Consider the following 14,191-nt stretch of genomic DNA (forward strand, 5'->3'; position numbering starts at 1 on the left):
TTACTCCTCCAGCGCCGGATCGATTTCCAGCACTTCAATATCAAAATGGACGGTGCGCCCGGCCAGCGGGTGGTTGAAATCAACGGTGATCGAATCGCCGTTCACTTCACGGATCACGCCAGGCATTTCGCTGCCATCCATTGCGGTAAAGAGCATAATTGCGCCGATTTCCGGCTCGCCCGCGTCGATAAATTCACGACGTGAGAAGTACTGGATAAGATCCGGGCTTGGCACGCCAAATGCGGCATCCGGCTCCAGGGAAAAGGTGGTTTTATCCCCCGCTTTCAGCCCCAGAAGATGCTGCTCCAGACCTTCAGAAAGAGACCCGTCGCCGAGACGAAACAGCGCAGGTTTACCGTTATTACGCGTAGACTCCGCGGTGGAACCATCATCCAGTTTCAGCGTGAAGTGCACCAGCACCGCGCTGTTGCTCTGTACAGAGTTAGACATGCAGGTTTGCTCTAAGTTTTTATTTGTATTGACCCCGCCGCGCCGAATAGCGCGCTGGCAGGGCAAACTTATCATGAAGGCCGGGTCAGCGCGAACGCGACCCGGCAGGGATCATCAGGCGGTTTTTTTGGCAGCGCCTGGTAAAAAACCTTCCAGCACAATCAGCGCCGCGCCGATGCAAATCGCGGTATCGGCCAGATTGAACGTGGCGAAGTGCCAGTCTCCGACATAAAAATCAATCATATCGACGACAAAGCCATGCCACAGTCTGTCGAACAGATTCCCCAGCGCGCCACCAATAATCAGCGCGTAGGCAATGTTGTTCAGCTTTTGTGTGGCCTTTGAGCGGTACATCAATACCGCCAGAATCACGCAGATACCGATGGCGATGCCGGCGAAGAACCAGCGCTGCCAGCCCCCGCTATCGGCCAGGAAGCTAAAAGCCGCACCATAGTTACGCGCATAATGCAGATTAAGCGACGGGAACAGCGATACCGTATCCCCCAGAGCGAAGTTCTGGAGGATCAGGAATTTGCTGCCCAGATCGATAATCAGCACGGCTACGACGACCCAAAGCCAGCGTAGCCCCGTTGAACAGACAGATTTACTCATCAGGCAAACTTACGTTGTTCGCCGTCACCGGCGACGTTGCTGACACAGCGACCGCAGATTTCTGCGTGTTCCGCTACCTTGCCGATATCACTGGTGTAATGCCAGCAACGCGGGCATTTTTCGCCCTCGGCTTTGCTCAACACGACTTTCAGGCCTTTCAGCAGTTCACTCTGCCAGGCGTCCGCCGGAGCCTGGGCATCTTCGACAACTTTCGCCCCGGAGGTCAACAGGACAAATCGTAATTCCTCGCCCAGCGCGTTCAGCTTCGCCGCCAGTCCGGCGTCGGCATACAGCGTTACCGCTGCTTCCAGAGAACCGCCTACCAGCTTGTCAGCACGCGCCTGTTCGATAACCTTGTTGACTTCGCCACGCACCTGCAGCAGCTCGTCCCAGAAGCCGTCGTTCATCACTTCGTTGTCGGCCAGGCCGAACAGACCTTCATACCATTCACCGGTGAAGACGTATTTCTCGCGGGAACCTGGCAGGTAACCCCAGATTTCATCGGCGGTGAAGGACATGATCGGCGCCATCCAGCGCACCAGCGCTTCCACGATATGGAACAGCGCGGTCTGACAGCTGCGGCGCGCCACGCTATCCGCTTTCGCGGTGTACTGGCGATCCTTGATGATGTCGAGATAGAACGAGCCCATTTCGATGGAGCAGAAGCGCATCAGGCGCTGCACCACTTCGTGGAAATCGTAAGATTCATAGGCTTTCAGGATGTCTTCCTGTGCCGCTTGCGCGCAGCCTACCGCCCAGCGATCGAGCACCACCATCTCTTCCGGTTTCACCATGTCTTTTACCGGATCGAAACCGTTAAGGTTCGCCAGCAGGAAGCGCGCGGTGTTACGGATACGACGATAGCTGTCGGCAGCACGTTTGAGGATCTCATCGGAGACCGCCATCTCGCCGGTGTAGTCGGTGGAAGCCACCCACAGGCGCAGAATGTCGGCACCCAGTTTGTTCATCACATCCTGCGGCGAAACGGTGTTGCCGATGGACTTGGACATTTTACGGCCCTGGCCATCAACGGTGAAGCCGTGGGTCAGTACCTGACGGTAAGGCGCTTTGCCTTTCATCGCCGTGGAGATCATCAGCGAGGACATGAACCAGCCACGATGCTGGTCAGAACCTTCCAGATACATATCGGCGGCATGACCGGAGAACTCCGGACGCACGTCAACGACGGAGGAGTGGGTAGACCCGGAGTCGAACCACACGTCCAGGGTATCCGGCACTTTCTCGTAGCTATCGGCGTCGGCGCCAAGGATGTCGCGCGCGTCGAGATCCCACCAGGCCTGAATGCCGTCGGTTTCTACACGTTTAGCGACTTCTTCCATCAGCTCCAGCGTGCGCGGATGCAGTTCCTGAGTCTCTTTGTGTACAAACAGGGACATCGGTACGCCCCAGGTACGCTGACGAGAGATACACCAGTCAGGACGGTTAGCAACCATTGATTCAATACGCGCCTGGCCCCAGTCCGGGATCCACTGCACGCCTTTGATCTCTTTCAGCGACTGCGCGCGCAGGCCTTTCTGATCCATGCTGACGAACCACTGCGGTGTCGCCCGGAAGATGATCGGCGACTTGTGGCGCCAGCAGCATGGATAGCTGTGCTGCATTTTTTCAACGTGCAGCAGCGCACCGCTTTCACGCAGCATCTCAACGATGATGTCGTTCGCTTTAAAGACGTTAATGCCGTCCAGCGCCGGGTAAGTCCCCGCCAGGTAAGCACCATCCGGTCCTACCGGGTTGGCGATTTCCAGACCGTACTTCTGGCTGATGGTGTAGTCATCCGGACCGTGGCCGCCGGCGGTATGCACCGCACCGGTACCCGCATCCAGAGTCACGTGATCGCCGAGGATCGCCGGCACGTCAAAGCCGAGGAACGGATGCTTAAAGCGCATCAGTTCGAGTTGATCGCCCTGCACCGTCGCCAGGATGGTGTAATCCGCGATGCCCGCGCGTTTCATCACGCTTTCAACCAGGTCTTTCGCCACAATCAGCGCCTGACCGTCAACCTGCACCAGCGCATAGTCGAATTCCGCAGACAGGGAGATTGCGCGGTTTGCCGGCAGGGTCCACGGGGTTGTGGTCCAGATAACCAGGGAAACCGGACCGTTGACGTCGGCCACGCCGAATTTCGCCAGCACCGCCGCTTTGTCTACCGCGTTGAAAGCCACATCGATAGACGGAGACGTTTTGTCGTAGTATTCCACTTCGGCTTCCGCCAGCGCGGAACGGCAGTCTACGCACCAGTGCACCGGCTTCGCGCCTTTGTGCAGGTGACCGTTGCCGATGATTTTACCCAGCGCACGGATGATGTTGGCTTCGGTTTTGAAGTCCATGGTCAGGTACGGACGCGACCAGTCACCCAGCACACCCAGGCGAATAAAGTCTTTACGCTGCCCGTCAACCTGCGTCGCCGCGTATTCGCGGCACTTGGCGCGGAATTCCGCGGCGGTGAATTTCTCACCTGGCTTGCCGTATTCCTGCTCGACTTTCAGCTCGATCGGCAGACCGTGACAGTCCCAACCCGGAACGTATGGGGAATCATAGCCCGTCAGCCCTTTGGACTTAACGATAATGTCTTTGAGAATCTTGTTAACCGAGTGACCAATATGAATGCTGCCATTCGCATATGGAGGGCCATCATGCAGAATGAAGGTTTTTTTGCCTTTTTTCGCTGCACGGATGATGCCGTACAGGTCATCATCGGTCCAACGCGCCAGCATTCCCGGTTCGCGCTTGGCGAGATCGCCACGCATCGGGAACCCTGTTTCCGGCAAATTCAGGGTCGATTTATAGTCACTCATCAGATTCTCGGTTCCGTATTTCGGTTTGATAAACACCAACAGGCTTATGCCTGCCTGGCCAGCCCAAAGAACTCGCGGGCCGTTAACTCATCTCGTGCAATTTGCGCCTTTAGCTCATCAAGCGACGCAAATCGCTGCTCGTTACGTATTTTCTTACGCAGTATTACATCTATATGGCGACCATAGAGGTCCATTACAACGTCCAGAAGATGCACTTCCAGCTGCTGGCGCACGCCGGCAACCGTTGGACGGGTGCCAATATTGGCGACGCCCACTAGCGGTTTGTCGCCTAAGCCTGTTACTTCAACCGCATAGACCCCTTTCACCGGGGAAACCTGACGGCGCAGCGGTAGGTTCGCCGTCGGAAAACCAATGGTGCGCCCCAGCTCATCGCCGTGAACCACTCGCCCGGATATAGCAAAAGGATGTCCCAGCAGGGTTTCAGCCTGTTCGAGGTCGTCATCCGCCAGCGCCTGACGCACCGCGGTGCTGCTGATACGCACCCCGCCTTCACAAAAGGTTTGGGTACTGGTTACGTCAAAGCCGTATTCTGTTCCTGCTTTTTGTAATAGCAAGAAATCCCCCTGGCGACCAGCGCCAAAGCGGAAATCATCGCCGACCGCAAGGAACTGCACGCCCAAACGGCGCACCAGCAGTTCACTGATAAAATCCTGTGCGGTCAGCGCGGCAAAGCGTCGGTCAAAACGCACGCACAGCACATAGTCAACGCCGCTCTCAGCCAGATAGCTCAGTTTTTCCCGTAGCCGCGTTAAACGCGCGGGTGCTTTATCGGCTGCGAACAACTCCAGCGGCTGTGGTTCGAAAATCATCACCACCACCGGTAAACCACGCTGGCGGCCCTCTGCGCGCAAACGCTGCAGCAGCGCCTGATGCCCGCGATGCACACCGTCAAAATTACCAATGGTCAGCACGCACCCGTGCGGCGCCTGACTGAGATTATGTATGCCGCGTATCAGCTTCATGTCTGGCTCAAAACAGTGAAAATCGTCCGAGTATACCTTGTACAACTGACGACGTTAACCAGCGATTGCACCTCTTCACCGAAAGATCCCGGTAATTCATCAACTCAGCGTAGGAATGCGGCAAAAACTCGCCGGGGTCATCGATTTTTATGGTGGAAAGGCTGTATTCGCCAGCAACAAGCTGGTAGAATCTTGCGCCATCACTACGTAATAAAGCGTTGTTGTTTTAAGCGGCGCTTATTTGCACAAATCCATTGACAAAAGAAGGCTAAACGGGCATTCTCCTCGGCCTTTGAATTGTCCATATAGAACACATTTGGGAGTTGGACCTTGGCTAATATCAAATCAGCTAAGAAGCGCGCCGTTCAGTCTGAAAAGGCCCGCAAGCACAACGCTAGCCGTCGCTCTATGATGCGTACTTTCATCAAGAAAGTATACGCAGCTATTGAAGCTGGCGACAAAGCTACTGCACTGAAAGCATTTAACGAAATGCAACCAATCGTGGACCGTCAGGCTGCTAAAGGTCTGATCCACAAAAACAAAGCTGCGCGTCATAAAGCAAACCTGACCGCTCAGATCAACAAACTGGCTTAATCGCCCGTCTGTTATCGCTTTGAAAAAAACCCGCGAAAGCGGGTTTTTTTATGCCTGTTATCCGCGCCCGGCAACGCCGGCCGCGCGCAATACTTTACGGCTGCGGTACGGTGAAGAGCGACGAGTAGTCGCGATTGCAAATACGCTGCACCGCCGGATGCTGAATCATCCTCTCGGCAAAAATGGCGTGATACTCTTCCATCACATTATCCATCCGGCCGATCTCAATAATTGACTCATCCTGATAGAAATCGTGGGCGTAGAGCGTCGGCGCGACGAAAATCGCGTTGTGTGCCGCCCCAAATGCCTTCATCAGTGCCGCATCGTCAAACTCGCCGAGGATCTCAACCTTCAGTCCCTGCGAATTGAACCAGTTGAGAAGCTTGCGACCGAGCATTGAGCGACGGCCAGGGATCAGCAGGCGGCGCTCCTCAAGACAGGCGGGGAACGGTTTCTCTGGCGGTGGGTTCATGCACCAGAAGCTCACGCTGCACTCGCCGATACGCACCGAAAACAGCCCTTCCTGTTGGGTAGAGTCGATAGGACAGTCAGAGATAATCATATCCAGCTTGTGCTGGCTGAGCTGCTCCAGCAGCATTTCGTGGGTCGACTCAAAACAGCGTAAATGAATCTGCTCATCCTCAACCACTGCCGCATCCAGCACGCCGCTCACCAGACGCTTCGACAAGGCATCGGCGACGCCAACGTCGAACAGCAGGTTAGACTCTTTGCGGTAATTCACGATATCGAGCATTTCCTGGCTGAGGGTGAACATCCGGTCCGCATAACGGAATACCAGCTCGCCCAGCTCACTCGGCTCCAGCCCTCTGCCCTTACGCTTAAACAGCTTCCCCTGTAAACGCTCTTCAAGCGCTTTGATTTGCCCGGTGATGGTTTGCGGCGTCAGGAACAGAGCCTCCGCCGCGCCAACAACGGAACCTTCCTTATAAACGTGCCAGAAGTAATACAGATGGTTGTAGTTAATATGCGACATGTTTCGCTCCCTGATAATGCCAGGGAGAGCCACCACAGGCTCTCCCTCAAATGTTAGACAGCAGCCGTATTCGCAACGCGCTGGCGAAGGATCATGTACCCGGTAACCGCCGAGAGGACGGAACCAATCAGGATACCCAGCTTAGCCCAGTTGATGAGTCCAGGATCGACGTTACCGAAGGCCAGGCTGGCGATGAAAATCGACATGGTGAAGCCGATACCACACAGGATCCCGACCGCCACGATTTGTTTGCAGGTGGTGCCTTGTGGCAATGAAGCCCACTTTAATTTCAGCGCCAGCCAGCAGAACAGACCGATACCCAGCGGCTTGCCGATAAACAACCCGGCAATGATGCCCATCGGCAGCAGCGAGGTCAGCCCTTCAATTGTCACGCCCTGCAGCGAGACCCCGGCGTTCGCAAAGGCAAACAGCGGCAGAATCAGATACGCCACCCACGGGTGCAGCACGTGCTCAAGCTGCTTCGCTGGTGACTTGCCTCCCTGCTCTTTCAGCGGGATCATAAAGCCGACAATCACCCCGGCGAGCGTTGCGTGAACGCCGGATTTCAACACCGCGGTCCATAGCACGGCGCCCACCAGAATATAGATACCGGTGCGCCGCACGCCGCACAGGTTCAGGGCTGCCAGCACGATGATGGCTCCCGCCGCAACGACCAGCGACAACACGGAAAGATCGTTGGTATAAAACAGGGCGATGATGATAATGGCCCCTAAATCGTCGATGATCGCCAGCGCCATCAGGAAGATTTTCAGCGCCGGTGGCACACGGCTGCCGAGCAGTGCCAGCACGCCCAGGGCAAACGCGATGTCGGTCGCCGCCGGAATAGCCCAACCCTCACGGGTGATCGGATCCTGGGCGTTAAACGCCAGGTACACCAGCGCAGGAACCACCATGCCACCCAGCGCGGCCACCACAGGGAAAATAGCCTGACGGCGGCTGGCCAACGCGCCCTGCATCATCTCGCGCTTCACTTCCAGACCAATCAGCAGGAAGAAAATCGCCATCAGCGCGTCGTTAATCCACAGCAGCATGTTCTTGTTGATTTCTAATGCGCCAACACGCAGCTGCACGGGAGTGTCTAAAAAGGAGTGATACAGGCCGGTGGTGGCACTGGTATTAGCCAGCAGCATTGCCAGCACGGCCGCACAAATGAGGATAATGCCCCCTGAAGCATCGCTACTGAAAAAACGCTGCAGATGTTTCACTTTTACTCTCTCTATTAAGGCTAATTCATCGATTAAACTATTCTAGTCGCCATAATATTTCGAAAAAATAAGATTATTATTGCTGAATAGATCGGTTTTAACGATCTAATCGTAGCACATCATCAAAGCGCAACACGGAAATCGGGCATCACTCAGGTAGCGTGAGTCAGAAACAAAAAAGCCACTTAACGATGAAGTGGCTTTTTTAAATAACAGCAGCTTAGCGGGTCAGGTCGTCGAAGAATTTCTTCACACCATCAAAGAAATTTTTGGAGCGCGGGCTGTTTTTCTCGCCCGTTGGTCCGCCAAAACTTTCCTGCAGGTCCTTCAGCAGCTGTTTCTGCTTATCGTTCAGCCCGACTGGTGTTTCAACCACCACGCGGCACAGCAGGTCGCCCTGAGCACCACCGCGCACGGATTTCACACCTTTACCGCGCATGCGGAACAGTTTGCCGGTTTGCGTTTCGCCAGGCACTTTGAGATTCACCCGGCCATCCAGCGTCGGGACTTCAATCTCGCCGCCGAGGGCTGCCATGGTGAAGTTAATAGGCACTTCGCAGTACAGGTTATTGCCTTCACGCTCAAAGATGGCGTGCTGCTTAACCTGGACCTGAACGTACAGATCGCCTGCTGGTGCACCGTGTTCGCCCGCTTCGCCTTCTCCTGACAGACGAATACGATCGCCGGTATCCACGCCCGCCGGGATTTTGACCGACAGGGTTTTGGTTTTCTCAACGCGACCGTGACCGTGACATTTGTTGCACGGATCTTTAATCAGCGTACCGCGCCCCTGACAATGCGGACAGGTCTGCTGAACGGCGAAGAAGCCCTGACGCATCTGCACCTGGCCCTGACCATGACAGGTCGGACAGGTCTGCGGTTTGCTGCCAGATTTCGCGCCGCTGCCGTGGCAGACGTCGCACTCTTCCAGCGTCGGGATACGAATCTCTTTGGTCACGCCGCGAACGGCTTCTTCCAGCGTAAGATCCATGTTGTAACGCAGGTCAGCGCCACGCGCCGCACGCTGACGACCACGACCGCCGCCAAAGATATCGCCGAACACGTCGCCAAAGATATCGCTGAAGTCGGCGCCACCGCCAAAACCACCGCCGCCACCGCCCATGCCACCTTGTTCAAAGGCGGCGTGGCCGTATTGATCGTAGGCCGCACGCTTCTGGTCATCAGTCAGGATTTCATACGCTTCTTTGATTTCTTTGAATTTCGCTTCGGCTTCTTTATCACCCTGGTTACGGTCCGGGTGGTATTTCATCGCCAGGCGCTTATAGGCCTTTTTGATTTCACGCTCTTCCGCTGTTTTGGAAACGCCTAAAATCTCGTAATAATCTTGCTTTGCCATTGGTGTTTTTCAGCCCCTTAACATGCGTGCACGGGCGGAGAGGAAACCTCTTCGCCCGTGCCAGTGTTTTACCCGTTCAAAGGGCGATTATTTTTTGTCTTTCACTTCTTCAAACTCGGCGTCAACGACGTCGTCGTCTTTCGCGTTGCTTTCGGAAGCTTCAGCACCGCCAGCCTGCTGCTGAGCGTGTTGCTGTTGAGCAATTTCCATCAGCTTCTGAGAAGCCTGTGCCAGCGCCTGCATTTTCGCTTCGATATCGGCTTTATCTTCACCTTTCAGGGAAGCTTCCAGCGCGGTCAATGCAGATTCGATCGCAGTTTTGTCGTCAGCCGGCAGTTTGTCGCCAGCTTCTTCAACCTGCTTACGGGTGCTGTGCAGCAGATGGTCACCCTGGTTGCGGGTCTGAACCAGTTCTTCGAACTTACGGTCAGATTCAGCATTCGCTTCCGCATCGCGAACCATTTTTGCAATCTCTTCTTCGTTCAGACCGGAAGAAGCTTTGATGGTGATTTTCTGCTCTTTACCGCTATTTTTGTCTTTCGCGGACACGTGCAGGATACCATCAGCATCGATGTCGAAGGTGACTTCGATCTGCGGCATACCACGCGGTGCCGGGTTAATACCATCCAGGTTGAACTGACCCAGTGATTTGTTATCAGAGGCGCGTTTACGCTCACCCTGAATCACATGGATAGTTACCGCAGACTGGTTGTCTTCTGCAGTAGAGAACACCTGGCTGTGTTTAGTCGGGATAGTGGTGTTCTTGTTGATCAGCGCCGTCATCACGCCGCCCATGGTTTCGATACCCAGCGACAGCGGAGTAACGTCGAGCAGCAGAACGTCTTTCACTTCACCGGTCAGTACACCACCCTGAACCGCAGCACCGATCGCCACTGCTTCATCCGGGTTAACGTCTTTACGCGGCTCTTTACCAAAGAATTCAGCAACTTTCTTCTGAACCATTGGCATACGAGTCTGACCACCGACCAGGATAACGTCCTGGATATCGGAAACGGACAGGCCCGCATCCTGCAGAGCAACTTTCAGCGGCTCGATGGAACGGTTCACCAGGTCTTCGACCAGGGATTCCAGTTTCGCACGAGTCACTTTGATGTTCATGTGTTTCGGACCGGTGGCATCTGCAGTGATGTACGGCAGGTTCACGTCGGTCTGCTGTGCGGAAGACAGCTCGATTTTCGCTTTTTCTGCTGCTTCTTTCAGACGCTGCATCGCCAGCGGGTCGTTACGCAGGTCGATGCCCTGATCTTTCTTAAACTCGTCAACGAGGTAGTTGATCATACGGCTGTCGAAGTCTTCACCACCCAGGTGGGTATCACCGTTGGTTGCCAGAACTTCGAAGGTTTTTTCGCCGTCAACTTCGTCGATTTCAATAATAGAGATATCGAAAGTACCACCACCGAGGTCGTAAACCGCGATAGTACGGTTGCCGACTTCTTTATCCAGACCGTAGGCCAGTGCAGCAGCGGTCGGTTCGTTGATGATACGTTTGACTTCCAGACCTGCGATACGACCGGCGTCTTTGGTTGCCTGACGCTGAGCATCGTTGAAGTAAGCAGGTACGGTGATAACAGCTTCAGTTACCGGCTCACCCAGGTAATCTTCCGCGGTTTTCTTCATTTTTTTCAGCACTTCAGCAGAGATCTGCGGCGGTGCCATTTTCTGACCTTTCACATCAATCCATGCGTCGCCGTTTTCGGCGCCGATGATTTTGTACGGCATGATGGATTCGTCACGCTGAACTTCTTCGTCCTGGAAGCGGCGACCAATCAGGCGTTTAATCGCAAACAGGGTGTTTTGCGGGTTAGTCACTGCCTGACGTTTAGCCGGCTGACCTACCAGGATTTCGCCGTCCTGAGTGTAAGCAATGATAGAAGGCGTGGTGCGGTCGCCCTCGGCGTTCTCCAGCACACGAGCAGTAGTACCATCCATAATCGCGACACAAGAGTTGGTTGTCCCCAGGTCGATACCAATAATTTTACCCATCTAAACGTCTCCACTAAAAATTCGATCAACATGTGGTTGTGAACCTGTAATAAGGGCGAAACCTACGGTTTCAACTGCCCGGTCATGATTTTTTTCAGGTTCATTCACTGCGGTTGACTACAAGATGGGGTCGCCTGCCGCTTCATCAAGGGGGGAGATTAAAAATTTTTTATCTTTATCTCATTGAGTAGGGCACAGGAATTCAGGATATCGGCGTAAATCGCCAGTGGAAAAGGCAGAACCAACGCCGACGATAACCCCGTCAGACGGCGATTGAGCCAGACAGCTGGCGCTGAATCTTCCGTATTTTCCGGTACCTGCGTAAATTGGCGAAAAATACCTCGCCAGATCATAGACAGTTATCCCGCGCCTCATTATTATGCCGCGCCCCGCCACCGAGTCGCGGGGTAATGCTTCCCTTTCTAATCATTATTTTGAGGAATTATGGGCAACACTAAGTTGGCTAATCCGGCACCGCTGGGCCTTATGGGTTTCGGCATGACCACTATTCTGCTTAACCTGGCAAATAGCGGCCTGTTCGCGTTTGATGTAGCTATCCTGGCGATGGGCATTTTTTACGGCGGCATTGCGCAGATTTTCGCAGGCCTGCTGGAATTTAAAAAAGGCAATACCTTTGGTTTAACGGCTTTTACTTCCTACGGCGCCTTCTGGCTGACGTTGGTTGCCATTCTCCTGATGCCGAAAATGGGCCTGGCAGAAGCGCCGAACGCGCACTTCCTGGGCATGTATCTCGGACTGTGGGGCGTCTTTACCCTGTTTATGTTCTTCGGCACGCTAAAAGCTGCACGTATGCTGCAGTTCGTGTTCCTGAGCCTGACCGTACTGTTTGCACTGCTGGCAATCGGTCACCTGGCTGATAACGAAGGCATCGTAAAAATCGCGGGCTGGATTGGTTTAGTCTGCGGCGGTAGCGCCATTTATCTGGCGATGGGTGAAGTCCTGAACGAGCAGTTTGGTCGCACCGTACTGCCTATCGGCGCGCCTCACTGATAGTACATACCCTCGTCCCGGCGGGACGAGGGTTGTCATGCATTAAGGCAGATGCGGCACTTCACCGCCTTTTGCCGCCACATCACGATACTTTTCCTGGCGCAGCCAGATCCCCAATCCTAATCCCATCAGCGACAGCGCCAGTACGTACCAGGCAGGAGCCATCGGCGACACCCCCATTAACATGGTGACTGCAATCGGCGTCAGGCCGCCGAAGATCGCGTAAGAGACGTTATAAGAGAAGGAGATACCGGTAAAACGCACTTCTGCCGGGAAGGCCCGCACCATTACGTAAGGCACCGCCCCCACTACGCCCACACACAATCCTACCGTGCCGTACAGCAGGAACAGCTGCTCCGGGCTGTCGCCGGAGAGGTGATAGAACGCCCAGCTGGACGCCGCCAGTAACAGGCTACCGACAATAAACGTGCGGCTGGCACCGAAACGATCTGCCGCCAGCCCCGCCAGCAGGCAGCCGAAGCACAGCATAATCGTCGCAATGCTGTTGGCCTGCAGGGTAATCGCCGGCGCATAGCCGTAATGTTTTTGCAGCCACACCGGTGACATCAGAATCACCACCACGATGCCGGCAGATAACAGCCAGGTCAGCAGCATGGAGACCACCACCGCTTGCTGATGCTTCAGCACCACCGATTTCACCGGCAATTCCTGCGCTAACGCTTTACGCTGCTGCATCTCGAGGAAGATCGGCGTCTCCTGCAGCCAGCGGCGTAAATACATCGCCACCAGGCCAAACACGCCGCCCAGCAGGAAAGGAATACGCCAGCCGCCATCATGAACGCCCTGTGGCGTCAGGCTGGTATTGATGAGGGTAGCCACCACCGAGCCCAGCAGAATACCGACCGTCAGACCGGCGGTCAGGGTCCCGCAGGCGATGCCAATCCGTTTTTCCGGGACGTGTTCGGCAACAAACACCCAGGCGCCAGGCACTTCACCGCCAATGGCCGCCCCTTGCAGCAGGCGCATCAGCAACAGCAGTAACGGTGCCGCAAGCCCGATCGACGCATAGGTCGGCAACAGGCCAATCGCCAACGTCGGCAATGCCATCAGCAGAATGCTCAGGGTGAACATTTTTTTGCGCCCGACCAGATCGCCAAAGTGGGCCATGATAATGCCGCCTAACGGACGAGCCAGATAGCCGGCGGCAAAAATGCCGAACGTCTGAACCTGGCGCAGCCATTCCGGAATATCAGCCGGGAAGAACAGCTCGCCAACGACGGCGGCGAAGAAGACAAAGATAATGAAGTCATAAAACTCCAGCGCGCCACCCAATGCAGCCAGCGTCAGCGTTTTATAATCCTGTCGATTCAGAGGTCGGGTATGTTGTGACATAACGAGCAATTCATCCAGAGGTGTGTAGAGTTATCACGCAATGTGTAAAGTAAAAAACACTATATCGTAAATAAAACAGCACACCACCGACATTGCAGGTTATGTCAGGAAAGTATTAAATTCAGGATAAAGTTTCGCGTCTTGCACTTTTAGGGCGAAAAGCCGCTACGACATCGCCGTCTGTCTCGACATAAGGCCCTTCAAGCAACTGTACACAATACGGTACACTTGCGAATACCCCATGCACCAGCACCTTGCCCTCGGCATCTTTGACGCCTTCAAGTGTTTCCTGAATGGCTTTCGGCTGGCCTGGCAGATTCAAAATGAGCGCCTGCTTGCGGATCACGCCCACCTGACGAGAAAGGATCGCCGTTGGCACAAAGTGTAGGCTAACCTGGCGCATTTGCTCGCCAAAACCCGGCATAACGCGATCGGCAATGGCCAGCGTCGCATCCGGCGTGACGTCGCGTCTGGCAGGACCGGTCCCGCCGGTGGTTAACACCAGATGGCAGCCCATCTCGTCCACCAGCTCACACAGCGTCTGTTCGATAATCACCTGCTCATCAGGGATTAAGCGGGTCTCCAGCTCAAAGGGGGTCGTCAGCGCACGCGCCAGCCACTCTTCAAGTGCCGGGATGCCTTTATCCTGATAGACGCCGCTGGAGGCGCGATCGGAGATGGAAACTAAGCCGATTCGTAAGGTATTCATCGTTATTCCGTTCAAACTGTGCAATTAGACGGAATGATACACGCTGGAGGGAAATACAGACAGGGTTCAAAAGAAGTAGCGT

At 54.9% G+C, this 14,191-nt stretch carries 12 protein-coding genes; 2 read left to right on the forward strand and 10 right to left on the reverse strand.

Annotated features, from left to right (window positions below):
- The 4 genes from fkpB to ribF all read right to left on the reverse strand — a co-directional run bounded on the left by fkpB (position 1) and on the right by ribF (position 4,861).
- Positions 1–450: an FKBP-type peptidyl-prolyl cis-trans isomerase gene (gene fkpB, locus EDF82_RS21740; protein ID WP_123757570.1), complete on the reverse strand. Its 450-nt coding sequence runs from the start codon at positions 448–450 to the stop codon at positions 1–3.
- Positions 451–564: 114 nt separating this feature from the next.
- Positions 565–1,062, reverse strand: a complete 498-nt coding sequence (gene lspA / locus EDF82_RS21745) for a signal peptidase II (RefSeq protein ID WP_123757571.1) — start codon at positions 1,060–1,062, stop codon at positions 565–567.
- Positions 1,062–3,878: an isoleucine--tRNA ligase gene (ileS, locus tag EDF82_RS21750; protein ID WP_123757707.1), complete on the reverse strand. Its 2,817-nt coding sequence runs from the start codon at positions 3,876–3,878 to the stop codon at positions 1,062–1,064. Before ileS ends, lspA begins: the two co-directional genes overlap by 1 nt.
- 44 nt (positions 3,879–3,922) lie before the next feature.
- The gene (gene ribF, locus EDF82_RS21755; RefSeq protein ID WP_123757572.1) at positions 3,923–4,861 is read right to left on the reverse strand and encodes a bifunctional riboflavin kinase/FAD synthetase; all 939 of its coding nucleotides are present in this window, start codon (positions 4,859–4,861) and stop codon (positions 3,923–3,925) included.
- 330 nt (positions 4,862–5,191) lie between these two features.
- Between ribF and rpsT the strand changes: the two genes are divergently transcribed.
- A complete protein-coding gene (gene rpsT / locus EDF82_RS21765) occupies positions 5,192–5,455 on the forward strand; it encodes a 30S ribosomal protein S20 (RefSeq protein ID WP_003018940.1) in 264 nt (87 codons plus the stop codon).
- 94 nt (positions 5,456–5,549) lie between these two features.
- Here the strand turns inward: rpsT and nhaR are convergent, their stop codons facing one another.
- From nhaR to dnaK, 4 genes are all read right to left on the reverse strand, one after another.
- Positions 5,550–6,449 (reverse strand): transcriptional activator NhaR, encoded by a 900-nt coding sequence (nhaR, locus tag EDF82_RS21770; RefSeq protein WP_123757573.1) that lies wholly within the window; start codon positions 6,447–6,449, stop codon positions 5,550–5,552.
- Positions 6,450–6,502: 53 nt separating this feature from the next.
- Positions 6,503–7,675: a Na+/H+ antiporter NhaA gene (gene nhaA, locus EDF82_RS21775; protein WP_123757574.1), complete on the reverse strand. Its 1,173-nt coding sequence runs from the start codon at positions 7,673–7,675 to the stop codon at positions 6,503–6,505.
- Positions 7,676–7,895: 220 nt separating this feature from the next.
- Positions 7,896–9,032, reverse strand: coding sequence for a molecular chaperone DnaJ (gene dnaJ / locus EDF82_RS21780; protein WP_123757575.1), 1,137 nt, complete (start codon positions 9,030–9,032; stop codon positions 7,896–7,898).
- 87 nt (positions 9,033–9,119) lie between these two features.
- The gene (gene dnaK / locus EDF82_RS21785) at positions 9,120–11,036 is read right to left on the reverse strand and encodes a molecular chaperone DnaK (RefSeq protein ID WP_123757576.1); all 1,917 of its coding nucleotides are present in this window, start codon (positions 11,034–11,036) and stop codon (positions 9,120–9,122) included.
- 444 nt (positions 11,037–11,480) lie between these two features.
- Here dnaK and satP point away from each other — a divergent pair, with 444 nt between their 5' ends.
- The gene (gene satP, locus EDF82_RS21790; RefSeq protein ID WP_045860029.1) at positions 11,481–12,047 is read left to right on the forward strand and encodes an acetate uptake transporter; all 567 of its coding nucleotides are present in this window, start codon (positions 11,481–11,483) and stop codon (positions 12,045–12,047) included.
- 42 nt (positions 12,048–12,089) lie between these two features.
- Here satP and EDF82_RS21795 read toward each other — a convergent pair whose 3' ends face one another.
- Together EDF82_RS21795 and mog are read right to left on the reverse strand one after the other, a co-directional pair.
- A complete protein-coding gene (locus EDF82_RS21795) occupies positions 12,090–13,400 on the reverse strand; it encodes an MFS transporter (RefSeq protein WP_123757577.1) in 1,311 nt (436 codons plus the stop codon).
- 121 nt (positions 13,401–13,521) lie between these two features.
- On the reverse strand, positions 13,522–14,109 hold the full coding sequence (gene mog / locus EDF82_RS21800) for a molybdopterin adenylyltransferase (protein WP_123757578.1): 588 nt from the start codon (positions 14,107–14,109) through the stop codon (positions 13,522–13,524).
- Between the last annotated feature and the right edge of the window lie 82 nt (positions 14,110–14,191).

The organism is Klebsiella sp. BIGb0399, from assembly GCF_003752615.1.
Taxonomy (GTDB): domain Bacteria; phylum Pseudomonadota; class Gammaproteobacteria; order Enterobacterales; family Enterobacteriaceae; genus Klebsiella; species Klebsiella lignicola.